The sequence below is a fragment of the Ottowia thiooxydans DSM 14619 genome (genome assembly GCF_000422885.1).
In the GTDB taxonomy this organism is placed as follows: domain Bacteria; phylum Pseudomonadota; class Gammaproteobacteria; order Burkholderiales; family Burkholderiaceae_C; genus Ottowia; species Ottowia thiooxydans.
In genome coordinates this window covers 12,830-33,911 of the sequence record NZ_AUGX01000049.1, presented here as the reverse complement: position 1 = coordinate 33,911, position 21,082 = coordinate 12,830, and the positions used below count along the sequence as shown (strand labels likewise).

19 protein-coding genes and 1 pseudogene are annotated in these 21,082 nt (G+C 57.4%); 8 read left to right on the top strand and 12 right to left on the bottom strand.

Annotation, left to right across the window (positions count from 1 at the left end; genetic code table 11):
* Positions 1–86: 86 nt before the first annotated feature.
* The 4 genes and pseudogenes from tnpA to istB form a co-directional block, all read left to right on the top strand.
* Positions 87–512, top strand: a complete 426-nt coding sequence (tnpA, locus tag G518_RS0123900) for an IS66-like element accessory protein TnpA (protein WP_028603288.1) — start codon at positions 87–89, stop codon at positions 510–512.
* On the top strand, positions 488–838 hold the full coding sequence (gene tnpB, locus G518_RS0123895) for an IS66 family insertion sequence element accessory protein TnpB (RefSeq protein ID WP_028603289.1): 351 nt from the start codon (positions 488–490) through the stop codon (positions 836–838). Before tnpA ends, tnpB begins: the two co-directional genes overlap by 25 nt.
* A gap of 28 nt (positions 839–866) precedes the next feature.
* Positions 867–2,450 carry an IS66 family transposase gene (gene tnpC / locus G518_RS0123890; protein WP_036594857.1) on the top strand — a complete coding sequence of 528 codons (1,584 nt, stop codon included), beginning with the start codon at positions 867–869 and terminating at the stop codon, positions 2,448–2,450.
* 62 nt (positions 2,451–2,512) lie between these two features.
* Positions 2,513–3,268 (top strand): annotated as a pseudogene (istB, locus tag G518_RS36655) (IS21-like element helper ATPase IstB); the annotation flags it as partial.
* Between the two features lie 306 nt (positions 3,269–3,574).
* On the opposite strand, the gene G518_RS39500 reads toward istB, so the two are convergent.
* From G518_RS39500 to G518_RS40725, 12 genes are all read right to left on the bottom strand, one after another.
* A protein-coding gene (locus G518_RS39500) for an IS5 family transposase (RefSeq protein ID WP_156909525.1) occupies positions 3,575–4,341 on the bottom strand; the annotation gives its coding sequence in 2 pieces (ribosomal slippage) (positions 3,575–4,026 and positions 4,026–4,341; 768 coding nt in all).
* 113 nt (positions 4,342–4,454) lie between these two features.
* Positions 4,455–5,561 carry a GDP-mannose 4,6-dehydratase gene (gene gmd, locus G518_RS0123870; protein WP_028604677.1) on the bottom strand — a complete coding sequence of 369 codons (1,107 nt, stop codon included), beginning with the start codon at positions 5,559–5,561 and terminating at the stop codon, positions 4,455–4,457.
* Positions 5,562–5,619: 58 nt separating this feature from the next.
* Positions 5,620–6,615 (bottom strand): glycosyltransferase, encoded by a 996-nt coding sequence (locus G518_RS0123865; RefSeq protein WP_028604676.1) that lies wholly within the window; start codon positions 6,613–6,615, stop codon positions 5,620–5,622.
* A 403-nt stretch (positions 6,616–7,018) separates the two neighbouring features.
* Positions 7,019–8,038 (bottom strand): IS110 family RNA-guided transposase, encoded by a 1,020-nt coding sequence (locus G518_RS0123860; protein WP_028604675.1) that lies wholly within the window; start codon positions 8,036–8,038, stop codon positions 7,019–7,021.
* Between the two features lie 391 nt (positions 8,039–8,429).
* A complete protein-coding gene (locus G518_RS0123855; protein WP_028604674.1) occupies positions 8,430–9,584 on the bottom strand; it encodes a glycosyltransferase in 1,155 nt (384 codons plus the stop codon).
* A gap of 5 nt (positions 9,585–9,589) precedes the next feature.
* A complete protein-coding gene (locus G518_RS0123850; RefSeq protein ID WP_169458001.1) occupies positions 9,590–10,654 on the bottom strand; it encodes a glycosyltransferase family 4 protein in 1,065 nt (354 codons plus the stop codon).
* 5 nt (positions 10,655–10,659) lie between these two features.
* Entirely contained in the window at positions 10,660–11,643 is a 984-nt protein-coding gene (locus G518_RS0123845; protein ID WP_028604672.1) for a glycosyltransferase family 2 protein, read from the bottom strand.
* Positions 11,643–12,845 (bottom strand): glycosyltransferase family 4 protein, encoded by a 1,203-nt coding sequence (locus G518_RS36650; RefSeq protein WP_084652209.1) that lies wholly within the window; start codon positions 12,843–12,845, stop codon positions 11,643–11,645. Before G518_RS36650 ends, G518_RS0123845 begins: the two co-directional genes overlap by 1 nt.
* Positions 12,832–13,938, bottom strand: coding sequence for a glycosyltransferase family 2 protein (locus G518_RS0123835; RefSeq protein WP_156909524.1), 1,107 nt, complete (start codon positions 13,936–13,938; stop codon positions 12,832–12,834). Before G518_RS0123835 ends, G518_RS36650 begins: the two co-directional genes overlap by 14 nt.
* 4 nt (positions 13,939–13,942) lie before the next feature.
* On the bottom strand, positions 13,943–14,923 hold the full coding sequence (locus G518_RS0123830) for a GDP-mannose 4,6-dehydratase (protein ID WP_028604670.1): 981 nt from the start codon (positions 14,921–14,923) through the stop codon (positions 13,943–13,945).
* Between the two features lie 18 nt (positions 14,924–14,941).
* Complete coding sequence (locus G518_RS40730) at positions 14,942–15,442, bottom strand: hypothetical protein (RefSeq protein ID WP_211231761.1); 501 nt, start codon at positions 15,440–15,442, stop codon at positions 14,942–14,944.
* Positions 15,346–15,951 carry a transposase gene (locus G518_RS40725; RefSeq protein ID WP_051237337.1) on the bottom strand — a complete coding sequence of 202 codons (606 nt, stop codon included), beginning with the start codon at positions 15,949–15,951 and terminating at the stop codon, positions 15,346–15,348. The genes G518_RS40730 and G518_RS40725 overlap by 97 nt, the downstream gene beginning before the upstream one ends.
* A 591-nt stretch (positions 15,952–16,542) precedes the next feature.
* Here G518_RS40725 and G518_RS0123815 point away from each other — a divergent pair.
* The 4 genes from G518_RS0123815 to G518_RS38740 all read left to right on the top strand — a co-directional run bounded on the left by G518_RS0123815 (position 16,543) and on the right by G518_RS38740 (position 21,070).
* On the top strand, positions 16,543–17,868 hold the full coding sequence (locus tag G518_RS0123815) for an undecaprenyl-phosphate glucose phosphotransferase (RefSeq protein WP_051237336.1): 1,326 nt from the start codon (positions 16,543–16,545) through the stop codon (positions 17,866–17,868).
* Positions 17,858–19,219: a lipopolysaccharide biosynthesis protein gene (locus G518_RS0123810; RefSeq protein ID WP_084652207.1), complete on the top strand. Its 1,362-nt coding sequence runs from the start codon at positions 17,858–17,860 to the stop codon at positions 19,217–19,219. The genes G518_RS0123815 and G518_RS0123810 overlap by 11 nt, the downstream gene beginning before the upstream one ends.
* Complete coding sequence (locus G518_RS36635) at positions 19,216–20,103, top strand: aspartyl/asparaginyl beta-hydroxylase domain-containing protein (protein WP_051237335.1); 888 nt, start codon at positions 19,216–19,218, stop codon at positions 20,101–20,103. The genes G518_RS0123810 and G518_RS36635 overlap by 4 nt, the downstream gene beginning before the upstream one ends.
* A 199-nt stretch (positions 20,104–20,302) precedes the next feature.
* A complete protein-coding gene (locus G518_RS38740) occupies positions 20,303–21,070 on the top strand; it encodes a polysaccharide biosynthesis/export family protein (protein ID WP_051237334.1) in 768 nt (255 codons plus the stop codon).
* Positions 21,071–21,082 lie beyond the last annotated feature (12 nt).

The window sequence follows — 21,082 nt, the reverse complement described above, 5'->3', positions numbered from 1 at the left end:
CGTAAGCGGTCAATAAACCCCGCCCTTGAACAGAGGCTTGTGACCTGAGAGCCTACGTTCCCACATAGACCAACGTGGGAACGTAGATGACAGACGAATTGAGTGAGCTCAGGCGCCGACTGGTGGTGGGACGCAAGAGCGACGGGCGCAGCGTGTACGACGAAGGGGCGAAGGCTGAGCTGGTGGCCTTGTGTCGACAGCCAGGAGCATCAGTTTCTCGCCTTGCGCGGGAGTGCGGCGTGAATGCCAACCAGGTCAGCCGCTGGCTTCGTGAACATGAACGCGATGCCCGTGCGCGGCATTCGGTGGCCAACGTGGCCCCAACGGCGGCGGCGTTTGTGCCAGTTGCATTGCCACCGGTATCGATGCCTGCGCCTGCGCCTGTGATGGACATGCAGGCACGTTTGCCCAATGGCGTGGTGATCGACATGCGTGGTCTGGACCTGAGCAACGTTGGCGAAGTGATTCGAGTCTTGGGGAGCTTGCGGTGTTCCGCTTTGACGAAGGCATGAAGGTCTACCTGCACCGCGAACCGGTGGACTTTCGGCTCAACATCAATGGCCTGGCTGTGTTGGTGGAGCAGGCGCTCGGTCTGAATCCGTTTGCCTCGTGCGTGTATGTGTTCAGCAACCGTCGGCGCGACCGTATCAAGATTCTGGGGTGGGAGCGCAACGGCTTTTGGCTGTTGCTCAAGCGGCTGGAGAAGGACCGGTTCATCTGGCCATCGGCACAGGCCGTGCCCACGCTGACCATCGAGCAGTTGCACTGGCTGCTGGAGGGCATCGACATCGAGGTGGTGCAACGCCACCCCCATCTGCGCTACACCAGCGTGGCTTGACCCAATGGTGAAGGAACGATGATGGGGCATGCAGATCCAAGTTGGCGTGTCATCGCTTGTCTCCATCACCGCTGAAGAACTGAGCGCCCTCATCGCCGAACGTGATGCGCTTGCCGGCGCGCTGCGGGTGGCCACCACCGAGCGGGATTTGGCGCTGGAGCGGCTCAAAGCGTTTCAACGCCAACTGTTCGCCGCCAAGAGTGAGGCGCGCAGCACCGACCAGAAGGACTTGTTTCTCAACGAGGCCGAGGCACTCGCGCCCACCGTGCAGACGCTGCCGGCACAGACCGATGAAGAGGCATCGACACCGGTGGCAGGCCACCAGCGCAAGAAGCGTGGGCGCAAGCCGCTGGACCCCGCACTGCCACGTGAGGTCGTGCGTCACGAGTTGCCCGAGGCCGAGCGCGTGTGCGCCCATGATGGGCACACGCTGGTGGAGATTGGCGCGGAGGTCAGTGAGCAACTCGACGTCATCCCCGAACAGGTGCGCGTTCTGCAGCACCACCGTATCAAGTACGCCTGTCCTTGCTGCGATCAGAGTTTGAAGGTCGCACCGACGCCGGCGCGCGTCATCCCGCGCGGGCTACTCACTGAAGCTGCGCAGGCCTGGGTCATCACCGGCAAGTACCAGTTCGGCATGCCGCTGTACCGCACGGCCGCGTTGCTGCGCCGCTTTGGCGGCGATATCGCGAGCAACACCCTGGCCGCCGGCGTTGTGCGCATCGGCCAGGCCGTGCAACCCGTGATCAATCTGCTGCGCGACCACCTGCTCGACTCGGACCTGATCTATGGCGACGAGACCACGGTCCAGGTGCTCAAGGAGCCCGGTCGCAAGGCGCAGACCAAAAGCTACATGTGGGCGCAGATGAATGGCCCCGGCACCGGGCCACCGGTGCGGCTGTTCGCCTATGCCCCAGGCCGAGGTGAGGTGCATGCCAAGAAGCTGTATGCGGGTATCCGGCCTGGAACCACGCTCGTGAGCGATGGTTACCAAGTCTATGACGGCATCGCCGCAGACCATGGATTGACGCATCTGGGGTGTTGGGTGCACGCACGTCGACCTTTCATCAAGGCAGAGGAGGCCATACCGAAGGCGGCGCGTTCGCCCGATCAGGTTGCCACCCGTTTCGTGCAACTCATCGGCAAGCTATACCGGGCGGAGTCACTGGCCCGGGATTGGAAGCCTGCACGTCGGTTACGCCTGCGCTCGCGCTACAGCGCCCCTGTCGTGCGAGAGATCGAACGCTTGCTTCTCGCGAACTTGCACAGCGTGACTCCCTCAAGTCTGCTGGGCGAGGCACTGCACTACTTGCACGGGCAGTGGCCCAAGCTCATTCGGTTCCTGGACAACGGCGCCTGGCCACTCGATTCCAACCCGGTGGAGAACGCCATCCGGCCCTTCGTGGTGGGGCGGCGCTCCTGGTTGTTCGCCGACACGGTGGGGGGCGCCAATGCCAGCGCCAATCTGTACTCGCTCATCGAGACGGCCAAGGCCAACAACATTGAGCCCTCCCGTTACCTCGCCGCGCTGTTCAAGAAGCTTCCATTGGCCCAGACCGTCGATGACTATGAAGCCCTTCTGCCTTGGAACATCGTCCTCGGCGCACCGTGAACCGCGCACGGTACACATCCCTCAAACAGCACAAGGGCGGGGTTTATTGACCGCTTACGGTCGAACTGGAAGCCCAGGGTGACGGTGTCGGGATGCAGGCCTCACGCTGGTTGGTGGAGCACCTGTTACGGGCCGAACATGTGGAGCGCCACATGCGCTCGGTGGCCCACCAGATGAAGTCCGCTCGCTTCCCGCTGCATCGCGATCTGGCGGGCTTTGACTTCGAGGGTACGGCCGTGGACCAGACCTTGATCAAGCAGTTGGCGGACCTCTCGTTCGCTGAGCAGGCGCACAACGTGGTGCTGATCGGCGGCCCAGGAACCGGCAAAACCCACTTGGCGATTGCGCTCGGGGTTTCTGGCATCACGCAACACGGCCGGCGTGTGCGCTTCTACTCCACGGTGGACCTGGTCAATGCGCTGGAGCAGGAGAAGGCGCAGGGCAATGCGGGGCGTTTGGCCGCGACGCTGTTGAACATGGACTTGGTGATTCTGGACGAACTGGGGTATTTGCCCTTCAGCCAGTCGGGCGGCGCCTTGCTGTTCCATCTGCTCTCCAAGCTCTACGAGCACACCAGCGTGTTGATCACCACCAACCTGGCGTTTGCCGAGTGGTCCAGCGTGTTCGGAGATGCCAAGATGACCACGGCCTTGCTCGACCGCCTCACCCACCATTGCCACATCATTGAAACGGGCAATGACTCTTACCGATTCCGGCACAGCTCCAAGCGAACCAAGGCGCAGGGCAAAGCCAGGGAGTTGGCAAAGAAGCAGCTCGCTGACACCACCATCGACAACCCAAGCAGTGACCCGTTCTGAGCATTCACAGGAGCACCAACACCCACCAGCACACTACACTTATCCACAGCCGGGCACCACAAACCCGGCCTTCGATCCCTGGTCAAAATTCAGTTGGCACAGGTGGTCAATTTTGAATTGGCGCCAACAATCTGACATCTGATCGTCAGACGGGGCTGTCGGCGACGGTCAACATGGGTGCGCCGTGCGCTTACTATTGCGTGAGGTTGTGGATAGGTGCGCCCGCAATGGACTGCAAACAGGCCGCTGTAGCGGCCGAAGTCGCACGGAAGGCGCGCCAGGTCGGACTGAACCATCTAGGGCCTGTTAACACAAACCACGAAGTCCGTCCGCGACCAGCACAAAGCTGAGGAAGCCGAGAAACATGGCATCGAGCTTCTCGAATCTGGAGAAGATGCGGCGGTAGCCCTTCAGTCGTCGAAACAGCCGCTCGACCTCGTTGCGGCGTTTGTACATCTCACGGTCGTATTCCCACGGGTCAAGGCGCGTCCTGGTTGGCGGCACCACTGGTACGAAGCCCAAGTCCAAAGCCAGTTGGCGTGTCTCATTGCCTTCGTATGCCCGGTCCATGAGCAGATGAATGGGGCGATTCGTCGGCCCCAGGCTCTGCAGCAACCGTCTGCCCTCAGGAGCATCATGAGCCTGCCCTGGAGACAGACCGAAAGTCACGGCCGTTCGAGCATCCGCGGCAACCATATGAACCTTGGTGTTCCATCCACCTCGGGACTTGCCGATGGCCTGCGGTCCGTTTTTTTTAACGCGCCCGTTCCATCGGGATGCACCTTGATGCTGGTGGAGTCCAGTGAAACGGCTTCAATGCGAATGCGCACCACCTGCTCGCGCTGCAACTCCTGAAACATCCTGTCCAGCACACCGGCTTTCTCCCAGCGGCGCATGCGTGTGTAGATGGTGTGCCAATTGCCAAACCGCTTGGGCAGTCCCCTCCATTTGCAGCCGTGTTCGGCCACGTACAGCATCGCATTGACTATCTGGAGATTGGTCATGCTGACATTGCCACGCTGGGTAGGAAGGCAATGTTCAATGCGTGCAAACTGCTCAGGCGTGATTTCCATGCAAGCGAGTATTAGCTCGGATTCGCCGCCTGTCCATTAGTGTTAACACGCCCTAATTTGTTGGGCAGCACCAGCCGAATGTGCATTTTTTCAACTGCCTTCTAGAGCGTTGTTCAGCGCTTCACCGCCTGGTTTCGCAGCAGGGTTTGCGCACGTGACAACTCCAAGTCATGGGCGACCATCTCAGCGCACATATCTTGAACGGTGATTTGCGGCTCCCATCCCAACTTGGTTTTCGCTTTGGTGGGATTTCCCAATAACGAACTGACCTCTGCAGGGCGGAAGAACTTCGGATCGACGCGCACCACCACGTCCCCGACTTTTAGCACTGGGGCTTTATCGCCTTCGATGCGAGAGACCACCGCCGTTTCGTCAACGCCGTGGCCCACAAACTCCAAGGTCAAGCCCAACTCTGCGGCCGTCATGCGCACAAAATCGCGCACTGAAATTTGCTTGCCGGTTGCAATCACGAAGTCTTCCGCCTGGTTCTGCTGCAGCATCATCCACTGCATGCGCACGTAGTCTTTGGCATGACCCCAATCCCGCAATGAATCCATATTGCCCATAGACAAGTACGGTTGATGCCCGTAGGCCACCTGGCACAGCCCGCGAGTGATTTTTCGCGTGACGAAGTTTTCGCCCCGGCGTGGTGACTCATGGTTGAACAAGATGCCATTGCAGGCATAAATGCCATAAGCCTCACGGTAATTCACCGTGATCCAGTAGGCATACAACTTGGCCACGGCATAAGGGCTGCGCGGATGAAACGGCGTGGTTTCGGTCTGCGGCACCTCCTGCACCAAGCCATAAAGCTCAGAGGTCGACGCTTGGTAAAAGCGAGTCTTGTCTTGCAAGCCCAGCAGACGAATCGCCTCTAGCAAACGCAAGGTGCCTGTGCCATCGGCATCAGCGGTGTATTCGGGCTGATCAAAACTCACGGCGACATCAGACTGCGCGCCCAAGTTGTATACCTCGTCGGGCTGGACCTGTTGCATCAGACGCGTGAGGTTGGACGAATCGCACAAGTCCCCATATTGCAAAAAAAAACCTTCGTGGGCTTGAGCACCGTGGGCCGTGAGATGTTCAACACGTTGCACAGTGGGACACGACGAACGGCGCATGATGCCATGCACTTCATAGCCCTTCGAAAGTAACAGCTCAGCCAAATAGGAGCCGTCTTGACCTGTAATGCCGGTGACGAGAGCTTTTTTTTGTGCCATGGACACAGCGAGCCTTTAGGAGTAGGAATCAAACATCAATCGGGCGGGATGATCGCGGTTAGAGCACCAAGCTACGGAAGCGCACACTACCGTACAACAATGCCAGATTCATGACCATTAGTTTCAGCACATGCAGCGGCGCACGCGCACAAAACCGCAAGAGCATCAGAGGGTTGAGGGATTTGGTGCGAATCAGGCCGCGTAACAAAATCCCGATGGGCAACGCCCATAGAAGTTCGGGTTTCCACAGCAGTACTGCGGCGCACAGCATCAAGCTCAGATACAACAAGAAGCCACGCGGATAAAAGAAGAGCCCCGCCGTCAACAAGGACTGTCGCAACTCAGGATGGCGTCTAACCAACTCGGGCAGCAGAAACAACCGAGTGGGCTCCAACAACCACAACAGCAACCCTTGCTCCTCCAGCTCATGATGCATCACCGCCTCAGGAATGAACCGGCGCTGATGACCCGCTTTGATGACACGCCACGCCAAATCCGTGTCGGCGCATTCAGTCGCCCGGTTCAGCGGATCGCGAAAACTCAAGCTGATGTCGAACCCGCCTTGCGCCAAAAAAGCCTCGCGCTTGACCATGAGGTTGGCCGTCGGGAAGGTCGGGTGTTCTGTGACCGTGACGAAACTAAGTTTGGCGGTAAAGCTGGCGGTCTGCTCAGGCTTGGGCAACACGGGCCCACTGACCAACGCTACCGCCGGATCATCAAATGCCACCAATCCTCGAGCCAACCATTCGGGGACTGGGCGGCAGTCGCTGTCAGTAAACGCAATGATCGCCCCCTTAGCCATTTGGACGCCCAGATTACGCGCCGGGGCAGGCCCTCGGTCTTGTGAGGTTCTGGCGGTTTGAATTTGCAGGCTCCAGGTTTGCCGAGCCTGCTCAATCACTGGGCTTAAATCTTGCGTCGAGCAGTTGTCGATCACAACCACCTCGAACTGGTCTCTCGCTAAGGTTTGCGCCGCCAATCCACGCAAGCAATCCAGCAGCATGGCAGAACGGTTCTGCACAGAGATCACAACGGACACACGTAACATGTTCATGTGCGCAATGTTATCTTACCTAGGCTATCTCAGCCCGATGTAGCTTGACCGGCGCTAGTACGAGGCACAGCGAAAAAAGGCTGCGTAATCGTTGAGCTAAGAACTCTATAAGGACATCCCCCTGGACACAATAGGCAAACTGCCGTCTTTGTGCGATGTTTTTCAGCGACGATGAAAGGTTGCGGACGGCGTGCCTATAAACGGGCATTGATGCTGCGCTGTGCAGCGGCCCCTGATGAAAGACGCGCGCCAAAGACTCCATTCACGAATCTGACACCCGCCATTACGGACGGATAGTCACTAGCTCTTATCGAGTACTCTCCGGCGCAGGTCCAAACCTTCAAATCATCAACTGTGGCTCATCACACGGTGGTAGTTCTGAACTACCCTACCTGAGCTAGGCTCAGGTAGGTACTTTGAATTGATCTTGCAGACTCAACGCCGCCCAACACATGCGTGCGTTCTTGGCTGCGATAGCGACCACGGCGCGCCCGTAGCCTCGACGCTCCTTCAGTTGCAACGCCCATCGACTGACCGGGTCGTTCTTTCCGACAGCATTCATTAGCACTGACCTGGCGCCCAGGACCAAAAGCGTACGTAAGAAGTTATCCCCCGCCTTGGTGATACTACTCAACTTGACTTTGCCACCAGAACTGTTCTGCCTGGGTACCAGACCGAGCCAGGCACTGAACTGGCGACCATTCTTGAAGTCGTGCCCGTTGCCGATGCTGGCGACAATGGCGCTGGCCGTGGCCGGCCCAACGCCGCTCAACTGCATCAAACGCTGAGCTTGCTGCTCATCTTGCCTGGCCATCAGTTGAATCTGCCGTTCGCTTTGGGCAATGCGCTCCTGGATGTGGCTGAGTTCGTTCATCAACTCCCCTATGACCTGGTTGCAGTAACCCGGCAAATCCTCCAGCGCCTCGTGCACACCCCGGTGAAACGCCTTGAACGCCTGGGGCAAGACGATACCCACTTCGCTGAGCAAACCTCGTATACGGTTGATAAGCGCGGTGCGCTCGGCGACATAACCCTGGTGCGCCCGGTGCACGAAGAGCTTGCCTTGTTGCTCAATGGTCTTGATCGGCACAAATCGCATGTTTGGCCTCGTGACCGCCTCGCAGATCGCCGCGGCGTCGGCGGCGTCGTTCTTGCCATGCTTGCCTCCCATGCGGTACGGCGCCACGAATTTTGGAGCCATGATGCGCACCGCGTGCCCGAATTTTTGAAATTCGCGAGCCCAATGGTGGGCGCCGGAGCAGGCCTCCATACCGATCAGGCACGGCGGCAGACTGGCGATAAGTTCAAGCAGCTTGCCTCGTCTGACATCCGGGCGGACCAACTCTGGCTTACCCGCCTCGTTCACACCGTGAACGGCGAAACTCATTTTGGCCAAATCGATTCCGACGGTTACGATAGTCACGGGCATCCCCTTTCGAGTCAGTTGATGAGATTTGATACCCCATCATGGCACTTGGTTGCCGTCGACCACCACACTCGGAGGTCAACTCGGGACGGGGATGTCCCTTTCATTCACGAAACAGGGGTAAGGTCACTCTCGGCCTCGCTGGGAGACAACGTCGCCATAGATAGCCCCAATAAACCGAATTGCACCCAGCGGCGAATTGAAACCCACGCCGACAGCAACACAGTTTTCTCTTGGAAAATTCACTTTGAAGACACTTATATCAAATAAACACAAACACGAATCGATTTCAAAATGTATTTCGACGTATCAATCACCACCTTCTTTGCACAACAGTACAAGCGATTGGGCCCGCCTCACAAAGATCTGCCGAGCCAGCCCCTTCACTTCAGGAGCCAGCGGTTGCCCCCATGGTGTCCAGCACATCGTCCAGCTGCTTGACAAAATAGTCCCAGCCGAAGCGCTGCACACGCTCCAAGCCTGCCGCGCCCATGCGTCGCATTTTTTGAGGGTCTGAGACCAGCAGCTCCATGGTCACGGCGAAACTGTTGGGGTCAGCAGGAACCAAATAACCCGTCACTTGGTGTTCAACCACTTCCTGCGGGCCCCCTTTATCCACGGCAATCACGGGTTTGCCACTGGCCATGGCTTCCATCGGCGTTAATCCCAGATCTTCGTTGAAGGCTGTGAACAACATCGCGCTGCAGCGGTTGTAATAGTCGCGCATTTCCGCATCAGAGGGTGAGAGGTGGAACTCCACCCCCTGGTCATGGCCGGCCATGTCACGCAAGGTTTTCAGATAGGACTGACTCTTGGCATCCACCATGCCGGCAATCACCAATCTGTGAGGCGAGCCAGTAACTTTTTTAAATTGCAAGAATGCGGCAATGCCCAACTCAATGTTCTTGGTCCACATGATGCGACCCGGAATAAAGAAGATTTCTTCAAATCGGTCGCTGGCCTGAACCGCTTGCACATCGATGCCCGGGTACATCACATCCACAGGCTGGCTGCCCAGCAAACCGCCAGCCTGCGACCTGTCCTTGACGGTCTGGCTGATGCAAATAATCCGCTGGTAACGCTTCCACACCCAGCGGTCGATCGTTTTGTACGCGGCCTCCAAGAGCAAGGCCAGGCCACGACGCCCGCCTTGCCGACCCAAATGACGCTGCCGGTATTCCAAATCGTAGACCGCACGCAGCGGGGTAAAACACAGGTTCACAATTGGGCGCGATGCGTTCCGCAAGGTGATGAAGCTGCCCAAGCCGTCACAACACACCACCAGGGCCTGAACTTGAGACAAATCCAGCTGGGTGCTGGCAATTCGCCATGAGGCCCCTAGCACAGCGCCATAACTGCGCTGCACAGAGACACGATTGACCTCGCGAACGCCGTAGTTTTTCAACTCGGGATAAGTTCCCTGTGCATCAAAATGGCTGGTGTAAATCACCCATTCATGGCGGCTGCGCTTGGCGATTTCGAGAATCGTTCTCTCCAAGCCGCTTTTGAGATAAATCCAGGGGTGATACAGGGCAATTTTCATATTGGTCAGTCCGTGTGTCTTGGGTTACCAACGAGTGATTGGTAGACCGCGAGAAGATCCTTCATGTGTCTAGACCAGCTGTATTGCTGCGCCAGAACTTGGTTTTTTTCACCACAGGCTTGGCAGCGTGCGGGGTCAGTCCACAAGGCATGCACGGCCGCCATACAGGCCGGTACATCTGAGGGGTCGATACGAGTGCCTTCAAAATCCAACGGAGCCTGCCCCACCACGGCACAGCCGGAGGCCATGGCTTCAGCCACCACCAAACCAAAGGTTTCTGCTTTGCTCGGAAACAGAAAAATGCTTGCGGTCGACAACGCTTCGGCCAAACCGGCACGGGTTAAAAAAGGCAATACGGTGATATTCGGCGGAGCACTTTGCCTGAATGACACCAGACCCTCGCCCCACCCCATCACAACGAAAGGCACGTCCGGTAAGCCGCGCGCCAACGCAAGCACCATATCGACACCTTTTCGGCTGTCGATCTTTCCTGAGAACATCACTCCATTTTTGACAGGTGCCGCGTGGTAGTCCTCCAGGCTGATACCTGGCGGCAGCACCATATCCCCCGCACGGACGGGGCCGAGGGAATGGGCCAGCCCCAACGATCCTGGGCTAAGAAATAAGCGCCGATCAAAAGGCAAACGCATCAGGTACGTTTCGAAGCGCTGAAACAAGCGCCCGATCCAGGGCCCACGCATGCTCAACCAGGCATCACCAAACAGGGCCAACACCCCCAGCACCACCGGTTTGTTCATACGCCGGGCTGCTCGATACGCCGGAATCGCTGCATGATAAGAAAAGCAATGAATCAGATCGGCATCTTGGGCTTCTTGGGCCACGATGCCGCTGACAGTATTGAATCGGTATCGAGAGATCGGTAAGCGTTTGAGGGGCACCCCTTCGTACACCTGATCAGCGGGGTTACCCGTGGTCAGCATCTTGACCTGGTGTCCCAGAGCCATCAGATGCTTGGCAATTTGCAGCACAACGTATTCACCACCGCCACCAAAGTCTGGGGGAAACCGTTCGTGGACAAGCAATATGCGCAGGGGGCGGGGGTCAAGCATCGTCATCACATTAACAGCGATTTCGCTCGCCAGGAGCCGCTCGCCAGCGCCCACCAAGTGAAGGCACTGCGCAGCACGCCAACCGCAGCGCGAATCAACCGAAAGTGAATCCGTCGAATATGCCGCCCGTTGCGGTAGCGCTCCCAGAAATAAGGCAGCGGCAGCAGCAAAGCCCAGGCCCCCGCCCAGGGCAAGACCAATAAGGCCAATGGCAACAAATTGAACAGGCAACTGTCTTTGCTGATGAAATATTTCATGTACATGTGCTGACGCAATGCAGGATATTTTTTGACCAAATACGGCAGGTTTTTGAAATACAACGGCTCAGCCAGCCATTTGTAGAATGAGACATGGAAAATTTCGTGGTGGACCAAGGCCTCTGGCACAAACCAGCTGGCATAACCGGCTTGCGTAACTTTCCAGCCCAGGTCGGTGTCTTCACCATAGAAGCGGTCAATGAAGTCGGCCGAAAAACCATCCACAGCATCAAAGACAGACTTTCGATAGAAGATATTACAAGTCTCGAAATAAACGGTTGGGGCTTGAATGTCGATGGTTTTCGACAAAAAGGGTTTGGCTTGATCGGGCATGGGCGTGGTTTGCCCTTGAACCACCCCCACCTCAGGGCCACCCGAGGGCTGGGGCGCGTCAAATGCGGCCAAACCCGCGCGTAGCCAATCGGGGCTGGCTACGCAGTCATCGTCAATGAAAGCAACCACCCTTCCGAGTGCGGCACGCGCGCCAAAGTCGCGGGATTGCGCAGGACCATTAAAATTTTTCTTGAAGTACTGAGCTGAAAACACCTGCTCTGCGCACCACTGCTGCGCCATGATTTCGGTGCCATCATCAGTGTGGTTATGTACGATCAGGACTTCAAACTGAGACGGCGCCAGGGACTGCACCTGCAATGAGGTCAACAGCCGTTTTAGCAAATCGCGGCGATGATGGGTCGGAATGACCACCGAAACTTGGATAGACGCATTATTCATCATGTCGGACGGAAAGATTCAATCAATCGCACGTAGGCCGGGCCTTGGGTCTTCCAACTGAAATACTCAGCCCTCGCGCGACAGGCCGCCACGATGTCTGCGGTTTTCCCACGCGCCAGAACCTGCCTCAAGGCATCCACCAAGGCATCAACGGCATCGGTCTGCAAGGTAAAGGGCTCAGGATCGAACAGCGCGCCGACCCGCTGGTCTTGCACGATATCGCTGATCCCTCCATGGCGCGCGCCGACCACAGGCGTCCCTGCCGCCAACGACTCGACCAGGACCAGACCAAAGGCTTCCCATACTGAAGGCAACACCGTCACGCTCGACGACTGATACAAGGCAGGCAAAGTCGCCACATCGCCTACGCCTAAAAACTCGATGCTCTGACGCGCAGGCTCGTCACTAACCAGCGCCAACAAGGCGGATTGCGTTTCTGGGCTGACTCGCCCGACAAAACGCAAGCGCAAGGCAGGAATTTCGAATTTCAACCGCGCAAATGCGGCACACAAGGCTTTGGCTCCTTTGCGGGGTTCATCGACATCGCCCACGAAAAGCAAGGTGGGCTCGGAGGCGGTGGGCAATCTGGGCGGCTGGGAAAAAGCATCCGTCACGACGGGTGGGGGCATGATGACCGATGCCACACCAAACTCTTCTTGCAAGCTGCGGTGCGCAAATTCGCTCAAGACCAAGCATTGGTCCGCTTGTTGCAGCACCTTGTGCATGAACCACCAATCTAGCGGGACCGCTCGAAAGTAGCGCCGAGTCGGAATACCCACATTTAAAAAAATGACCTTGTAGTTCAAGTCATGCTTGTCTCTGCATCGGAGGGCAGCATAGGCATCAAAGTAGTTCAAACAGAACACCACATCCAATCGGTGATGCGCCAACACAGACGGCAGATGAAACGCAAAGTAGTGCAGGCTGTTGAGCTGACGACGGCTCCATGTCCATCGCTCTTTAAACAAGTGATAGTGCACCCCGCCACGGTTTTCTTCCGCATCGTCAGGCCCCATGGCAAACACATCGACATGGTGACCCGCCTGATACAAATAGATCGCCAGATCGTTCAGCAAACGCTCCGATCCCCGCCTGACATGAGGCCACACAAACGGGTTGGTGATGGCCACCCTCATGGGCGGGCTTGATCGGCTCGTACCATTAGACTCACCCACGGCGCTCGACTGGTCAAACACGGTCATCTCCCCCTGCACCGCGTACACCAACCGATGAAGGATGACTGCCCGACACGGCACGACGACGCTGCCCCGCCAAACGTGTCGGAGGAAACCAGCGACCACTCCCGCACGTCCACACCGACTGATCACTCACTTGCCGCTGGCTCTGCAACCGTTTCCGCAAACCCCAGGTTTCTCGCCAACACTGAATATTCCAGAACAACGCCTGCCATTTGGGACGACGCGGCGCACGCAACACACCATCCACCACGGCATAGCCCAGATAGACTCCCAAAACTAAGAGAAGGCGCCAAGACTGACTGTTGCGCAACAACATGCGCAAACGATTCTTGCAGTAGTGAAAAACAATCTGCGGATGTGTCGCCCCCGGAAAAGCATCCACGTGATGTTTCGCGATCAGAGCCGGCTCGACACGAACCTCGTAGCCCAGAATCCGCAAGCGCCACCCCAGGTCGGTGTCTTCGAAGCCGTAGAAAAACGATTCATCAAAGGCCCCGGCGGCCAGCACGGCCTCACGTCGCACCAGCATGGCCGAGCAGTTGATCCAGATGCGTTGCGCCGCCCCTGTTTGCGCTGACAAAGGCTCTCCCTCAGAAACATCCCATGCCAGACCAAACCAGCCCAAATCACCTCCGTAGGCATTTACGCGACTGGGTTCAAAGGCATACACAATGTGCCCGCCCACCGCCCCCAGCCGGGGTTCCTGATCAAGATAAGCAATGGCATGCTGCACCCAATTCGGGGACAACTCCACATCGCTATCGTGAAACAGCACATAGGGTGTGGTGGCCTGACGCACTCCCAGGTTGCGGGCACTGGCCGGACCTTCAGGGGCCTTGCGCAGATACCGCAATCGTTCACCCCAAACCTGCTGCTGTTGCTGCGCCACCATATCGGCCGTACCATCGGTGGAACTGTTGTCCACCACAATCACATCAACCGCCACCCCTTGCTGCACCCACAAATTAGCTAAGGCTCGCTGCACATCGGCAGACCGGTTGAAGGTAGGAATCACCACGGTCACGCCCGTGGCAGGAGAACGGTGGATCGCGTCAACGCTATCGGAGGGAAGGTTGTTTGGCGCAGTTGTCGTCATCAAATCAAGCACCTCGCTGTGGAGAAGTTGTCGTCAGCAGAATTTGCTCGGCCTCACACATCATTCGCACCACATCAGGCATCTGGTGGCGACTGCGCCAGCCCAAGTCGCGTGCAGCCTTGTCTGGCGAGCCTGCACTGAAGGTGCGATCGCTGGGGCGAAACAAAGAGGGATCACTGCGTACATGGTCATGCCAGTCCAAATCAAAGAAGGCATAGGCTTGCGCCACAAAATCAGTCAATGCATGGGCCTGGCCGGTCGCGATGACAAAGTCGTCGGGCCGATCATGCTGCAAAGTCAACCACATGCTCTCCACATAGTCCGGGGCCCAACCCCAATCCCGAGCTATGTCCAAGCGCCCTAGAGAAAGCATCTCACCGGTATCTCGGGCCCGCGCCGCCGCCGCCACAATTTTGCGCGTCACGAAACTGTGTGGACGCAGCGGTGACTCGTGATTAAACAAAATGCCATTGCTGGCGAACAGACCAAAACCCAATCGATAGCTTTGAATCAGGGCGTGGGTCGCCACTTTGGCTGCCGCATAAGGACTGGCCGCCTGCAGAGGCGACAGCTCTTCGGCCAGCCGATCCCCCAGATCGCCAAAGATCTCGCCCGAACTGGCATTGAACACACGGGCTAGAGGATTCAACAACCTGACCGCCTCCAATACATTCAAGAGCCCCAAGACACCACCATGTACGGTGTCGTGAGGTTGTTGAAAAGATCGTCCGACTGAGCTTTGTCCCGACAGCCAGTACAGCTCATCGGGCTGGCTTTTTGCCACGACCTCGCGGACATTCGCGTCGTCGTTCGCATTCATGGTGAGCAGATGAACCTGATGCTGAATGTTCAAATAATTCAAATTATCCAACGATGAATGGGACACACGACGTGACGTTCCCCAAACGTCGTAGCCCTTATTCAGCAACAAACGCGCCAGATAGGCGCCGTCTTGCCCTAAAACTCCGCAGACCAATGCCCTCATGAGCCACCCCTGAAAAGTTCATTTTGCTGCAACGGCCAACCCTGTTGCAGACGTCTGACGAGTTAGGGTGGCGAGTTCAGGCAGCATCCCAGCCAGTTCAGACATGGGCCGGCTGCATGACATATGCGCGAATAAACCCTTCGCAAGAAGGCCCCCTTTTTGGTGATCATGCGCAACAGCCACTGGTGTTGCAGCCTGCCGCATAAAGCACCGCGTGCAGCCGGTCGCCTTGCTCACCCTTGAGGTGGCACCTGCCCGTGCGGTGATCGGCCTTGAGATGCCCGAGATGGACTCGATCGACTGGCGCTGATTGAGCCATTTTCGCTCCTTGGCCGTCATCGTCTTGAGCTTGCCCCGGTGCTTGATGGCCAGGCCCGTATTGGCAGCATCCACGCCCCGGCAACCCAGGTCCACATACGCCGTCACCGGCTTGACACCCGTGTCCTGCACCAGCACGGCCGCCTTCTCCATCTGCTCGGCCAATGTGTGCCCATCATACGGCTTGCCTTTGAACGCCATGATGCCCCTACCAGGTTGTGGTGCAGCGCGCTGGCAATGCCTACCTTAACCCCGAATTCGTAGGGTGTCTGGCTCTTGCCTTTGGCAATGCACTCCGCCTCCGATGCGTGCCAAGCGTAGAGCTTCGGTGTACCTGTGGCGCTCTTGCGGCTGCGGGATTGATCGGCAATGCGCTGCCAGCGCAGCGTATCAGTCCAACGCCGGACTACGCCATCGTCGGATTCGTTGAATACGTATTTGAGGTACAGCAGCGCAATCATCACGCGCAGAGGCACACGTAGGCGTCCAGCGTTACTCGCCGTTGCATTGCGCTGAGGTTTCTCGTCAAAGTGGTCAAGATCGGACATGGCCACGCCGACGTGGACCTTGCGCACGAACAGGTGAGCCACGCGCGCCTCGATCCCTTGCCAAGGCATGCGCGAAGCCAGCACCGCCAGCGGGTGGCGCAGGCCGATCATCTGATCGATGCGTGAGCGGAAGAAATCGTCAGTGGCGGGGCAAGCAAACATCACGAAAAACTCCCAGAAACTGCCTGCTACTGAAATGCAAGCTGGGGGAATCGGCACCCGTGAAAAACTCGACAACCCAGCATTCACGCGAGTTCTGGGGGTTGTTCAGGACCGACTCATGACGGTTCTTTTTTAGTTGACCGTTCAACAAAATTTCCCACATTTTTTGTTCCAATATCGGTCAACATAAGACAAAAAAAACTGCACTGCCTTGACGAAGAGTTAGCATCCGCTACTGATATAGTAACTGACAGGGTCGAGACTTTAGTGGATTTTGTAGCATATTCTCAGCAGAGCTCAGCACGTGTGCCCAGCATTGTTCGACCATTTGCCGGCCATCAATCAAGCAAGTCAGCCAGGCAAGCTTCTTGCAAGGCAACCAAACATCAGCGCACACATCTTGTGCGGTTTGTCACCTCAACCCTTGATCGTTCCACCGTCACTTGATGTCCATGTTTTTTACCCAGGCACCCTGCGCAAACCATGACAACGTCTTATCCCTCCTCAAACCGTGGCCACAAACGAGGCTGGGTCCACAGCCACGGCGCCACATTGGTTGAGTTATTTCGACTGAGCGACGCAGGCTGCCTAATGGCTGCACTGTGGCTCGCTGGCGAGTGGCTAAACTCGCCCTGGAGCGAAGAACATCTGCTCATGGCCCTGTTGTCATTGGCCTTCTTCAACCTGTCTGCCGGACAATGGCTGCTGTACCGATCCTGGAGAATCGCTCCATTGCGTGCGGAGCTCTCCCGCGCACTGGTATGCTGTTGTGCCACGATGCTGCTGTTGATGGCGGTGCTTTATGTCGTTAATCCTTGGCCAGACATGCCGCGCGCCCTGGTTCCTGTTTGGGGTTTACTCGCCTATGCAATGTTGGGCGGTGGGCGCGTGGTGCTGCGCCTGACTCTGCGCACACTGCGCAGACGTGGCAGCAATTTCCGCGTGGCGGCTGTCATTGGCGCCAACGACACCAGTTTTCATGTAATAGAACAATTGCGGCGCAACCCGTGGATGGGCATCCGCATTCTGGGCGTATTTGAAGGCCGACGTCCTGAGGTGGATCGGGTCTTCAACAAAGTCCCCATCACTGGCGACCTCAATGACCTCATGCAACGCATTCGGCAGGGCGATGTTGATATAGTCTACATCACATTGCCCTTAAGAGCCGAGTTGCGTATTCGCCAACTAGTGGATCAACTGCGCGACTCCGCCGTGTCCGTTTTGTTTGTGGCTGATTTCTCACCATTTGGTTTATTGCGCGCCCGTTGGGATGTCTTAGGGGGCATGCCCATGGTGAGTCTGGTGGATACGCCCCACCATGGTGTCGATGGTGTCCTGAAACGCGCCGTTGACATTGCGCTCGCATCCTTTGCGCTGGTGATCTTGGCCCTGCCCATGATGACTATTGCGCTAGCCATTCGCGCAACGTCCAAGGGAACAGCGATCTTTGCCCAACGCCGCTATGGCCTGGATGGCAAAGAGTTTTTCATCTACAAATTCCGCTCCATGGCCGTTGTCGAAGATGGCAAGAACGAATTCGTTCAGGCCCGCAAAGGAGACATGCGTATCACGCCATTGGGGGCCTTCCTGCGCCGCACCTCCTTGGATGAGTTACCCCAGTTCATCAATGTGCTGCAGGGCCGCATGTCGCTTGTGGGCCCGCGCCCACACCCGGTGGCGCTGAACGAATCACAACGCAAGCTGATCGATGGCTACATGCTGCGTCACAAGGTCAAACCAGGCATCACCGGATGGGCGCAAGTGCATGGGTTTCGCGGCGAGACGGACACGCCCGATAAAATGGAGAACCGAATTCGCTACGACCTTGAATACATCAATGAGTGGTCACTCTGGTTGGACATTCGCATTCTGTGGATGACTGTATTCAAGGTATTGGACGATCCGAATGCCTACTGAAACAGCGGTGTCGGAGCGCATGGATCGCCCCCCTGGCTGGCGGCGACATGCGGGGTTGATCAATGTAGCGGCCAAGCTGAGCGGTGCCGCATTTGCGTTTTTATTGAACATCTTGCTGGCTCGAAGCATGGAGCCCACAGGCTTTGCGCACGTCAGCCTCACGCTGGCCTGGTTGGCCATGGCCACCGCCTTGGGTAGCATCAGCATGCCCTTGGTGGTGGTTCGATTTGTGGGGGAAAGCCTGGCCAGCGATCGACCCGATTTAGCGCGAGGGGTGTTGATTTTTGGATTTGGATCGGCCCTGCTGACCTCGCTACTGCTCATGGCCGCCGCTTGGGTTGTCCTGCAGCTTGGCTGGATTGAGCCGACAGCGTCCTCGATCCCCTTGGTAAAAATTGGTCTGGCTTTATTGCTGCCCAACGTGCTCGTCAGTGTGCTCGCAGGCAGCCTGCAGGCGCTGCATCACGCCCTGCTGGCCGAGGTCTTGAGTTCCATGCTGCGCACGGTGTTGATGCTGCTGGGATTGGCTGCGTTATGGCCCGCTGCCGGAACGTGGTTATCTCCAGCCGTGGTCATGGATCTATATTTGGCCGTCTCTGTGCTGCTTTTGCTGATCGCCAGCGCACTGACCTATCAGCTCCAACGTAGGGCCATCCCTCAGGTCGCCCCAGGCTATGCCCCCAGGCCCTGGGCTCAAGCTGCAGTAGGGGTTCTGGCCGTGCTGCTGGTCGCCGCGGCCAACGAACGCCTGGACCTGTTGCTGCTCGGTTGGCAAGCCCCGGAGTCTTCTGTCGCCGTCTATGCCGTCGCTCAGCGGTTTTCACAAACCGTGCTGATGGCGGTGAATGCAATCACCACCGTCATGGCGCCGCAATTCGTGGCGTGCTTGCCTGCGCTGCGCGCCGGCAATACACAACAGGCTCAAGAGGTCGTCGCACGTAGCACTCGGCTGGTTGTACTGACGTGCTTTGCCGCGCTGATGTCATTTGCATTGCTCGGACCTTGGTTGACCAGACTCTTTGGCGCCCACTACGCTGCCGCCTACGGCCCGCTAATGGTGTTACTGGGCGGGCAATTGTTGGCCGCCTTGTGCGGCCCGGCGGTTCTGCTGGCCGCCCTGTCGGGTCACAGTCGTGAGGCGATTCTCAGCCTGTGCATGGGCATGCTCGTTAATGCTGCGCTGAATTGGATCTGCGTTCCGTTTGGAGGGGCGTGGGGCGCCGCTACCGCCACCGCCATCGGTAGCGTGGTGTGTGCCGGGTGGGCCAATCACCGAATGCGGGTGCGCCTGGGATTGAACACCGTTTTTCGGCTCAGCGATCTTCGATTTCAACGAGCGGCATTGTCATGAGTATCAAAACCCACGACTGCGCCGCCATTGCTGAAGCCATGCATCACGGCGGTTATTTCGAGCGCATCATGCAAAGTGGTCCGGAACTGGATCGGGTCAAAGCTTATTTGCGCTCATTCGAGCAGCCGGCACTGGCCAGCGCCAGGCCACCTGATCAAAGCCCAGACTACCCCCTGTTTCCAGGCTTGCGTCACCGCGCTTTCTGGGACGAAGCCGATTTACCCGCCGCACTCCAACTGCAAGCCCATGCCCCAATCATTCACGACGAATGGGCGGCACTGACGGACGACCAATGCCTGAGGTACACGCCTACGTCAATGCACAACCTGTGGCAGGTGCACTTGCTGCATTACATGGGCATTGACTTAGAGCCGCTCAATCCGCAGGCTTGCCCCAAAACGCATGCGCTGCTGCGCCAACTTCCCGGCATTTGCCTCGACTATCCCTGGGGCGATGCCTTGCTGTCGGTCCATGCTTCAGACTCCCATCTGCGCGCTCACTGCAGCGTGGACAACCTGCGTGTGCGCTGCCATCTGGGCTTACAGATTCCACCAGGGTGCTGCATCCGCGTCGGCCAAGAAACCATGGCGTGGCGAGAAGGCAAAGTGCTGCTGTTTGAAGACTCCTTTGAGCACGAAGTATGGAATCGAGGTGATCGTCGTCGCGCCATCTTGATTGTGGATTTTTGGCATCCCGACCTGACTTCCATTGAAATCGAGGCCCTGACCGCCGGCTTTTGTAAGCGCGAGGTTCGCCAGCAATTCATGTACAAACGCTTACAAGCCGCCCATCCTGTCCCGGAGCGCTTGACTCACCACCTGCAAACCCAGCTTGAGCATCAAGAGGCTCGTCCCTCGCTACAACGTTATTGGTCAAATACATGAGATTGCATACGCTCACTACCAAGCCTCAATGCGGTCATGCGCTTGGGTTAGACTCGGTCTACATCAACCCGAATCGAGCAATGTCCTGGGATTGGCGTGATACGGCCTCTGTCGCCCTCCGTTCCTCAGCCCATGGCCTGCTGGGAACCGCCTTGCATTGTGACTTGCCTGTTGATTTGCACCTTGATCGGGCCCAGTTTTGAACACCAACTCCCGCTTTGAGCGCATCGTTTCGCGTCTACTGCATCTTGTTGGTCAGACCGTCGCTGCCAGCTTCTTGGGCTTGCTCGTCACCGCCTGCACCACCGCCCCGACAACCACAGAGACGTTGAAAGTCAAAGTTGAGGTGCTGAATGCCACCCGTCAGTACGAAACTGTTTACCTCATACAGCCCGGCGATCAACTAGAAGTGTTTCTCTATAAGCACCCTGATTTTTCGCGCAAAGTCGTGGTGCGCTCTGACAATTACATCTCGCTGCCCTTGCTCGACGAAATCAAGGCCGCCGGCAAAACACCCAAAGATCTGGCCCAGGAATTGAAAACGCTGTTCAGCGTGCGACTGAAAGAGCCTGACGTCAACGTCATGGTGCTGAACCCACCAGAACCCATGGTCTATATCGTGGGCCAAGTGGGCATTCCCCGTGCGTTGCCTCTGCGTCAAGCCGCGACACTTGCACAGGCGGTAGCGCAAGCAGGCGATGCCACCAAATCCGGCGTGCTGGACAGCGTATCGGTCATTCGACTCAATGCCGATGGGCACTTGGAATCACATTTGCTGGACACACACGGCAAGAACGTGAGCCAACCTGAGATGTATATGGCCATGGCTACCATGACACTCAAAGGCAACGATTTGATTTTGGTTCCCGAAAGCGCACGCAGCCAAATCGTACGCGCGCTGCAGGACACCAGCACCATCCTGGCCCCCATTTTTAATGTGTTGATTCTGCGCGAGGTCTACCGCTGACCAACCCTAATG

Bases quoted from the DNA above. Each gene is read 5' to 3' on its own strand.
- gmd (WP_028604677.1), bottom strand. From the start codon at position 5,561: ATGGCACAAAAAAAAGCTCTCGTCACCGGCATTACAGGTCAAGACGGC.
- G518_RS0123815 (WP_051237336.1), top strand. From the start codon at position 16,543: ATGGCTGCACTGTGGCTCGCTGGCGAGTGGCTAAACTCGCCCTGGAGC.
- G518_RS0123855 (WP_028604674.1), bottom strand. From the start codon at position 9,584: ATGAAAATTGCCCTGTATCACCCCTGGATTTATCTCAAAAGCGGCTTG.
- G518_RS0123810 (WP_084652207.1), top strand. From the start codon at position 17,858: ATGCCTACTGAAACAGCGGTGTCGGAGCGCATGGATCGCCCCCCTGGC.
- tnpA (WP_028603288.1), top strand. From the start codon at position 87: ATGACAGACGAATTGAGTGAGCTCAGGCGCCGACTGGTGGTGGGACGC.
- G518_RS40725 (WP_051237337.1), bottom strand. From the start codon at position 15,951: ATGTTTGCTTGCCCCGCCACTGACGATTTCTTCCGCTCACGCATCGAT.
- G518_RS0123850 (WP_169458001.1), bottom strand. From the start codon at position 10,654: ATGCTTGACCCCCGCCCCCTGCGCATATTGCTTGTCCACGAACGGTTT.
- G518_RS40730 (WP_211231761.1), bottom strand. From the start codon at position 15,442: ATGGCGTTCAAAGGCAAGCCGTATGATGGGCACACATTGGCCGAGCAG.
- G518_RS0123835 (WP_156909524.1), bottom strand. From the start codon at position 13,938: ATGACGACAACTGCGCCAAACAACCTTCCCTCCGATAGCGTTGACGCG.
- G518_RS0123830 (WP_028604670.1), bottom strand. From the start codon at position 14,923: ATGAGGGCATTGGTCTGCGGAGTTTTAGGGCAAGACGGCGCCTATCTG.
- G518_RS36635 (WP_051237335.1), top strand. From the start codon at position 19,216: ATGAGTATCAAAACCCACGACTGCGCCGCCATTGCTGAAGCCATGCAT.
- G518_RS0123845 (WP_028604672.1), bottom strand. From the start codon at position 11,643: ATGAATAATGCGTCTATCCAAGTTTCGGTGGTCATTCCGACCCATCAT.
- tnpC (WP_036594857.1), top strand. From the start codon at position 867: ATGCAGATCCAAGTTGGCGTGTCATCGCTTGTCTCCATCACCGCTGAA.
- G518_RS0123865 (WP_028604676.1), bottom strand. From the start codon at position 6,615: ATGAACATGTTACGTGTGTCCGTTGTGATCTCTGTGCAGAACCGTTCT.
- G518_RS36650 (WP_084652209.1), bottom strand. From the start codon at position 12,845: ATGACCGTGTTTGACCAGTCGAGCGCCGTGGGTGAGTCTAATGGTACG.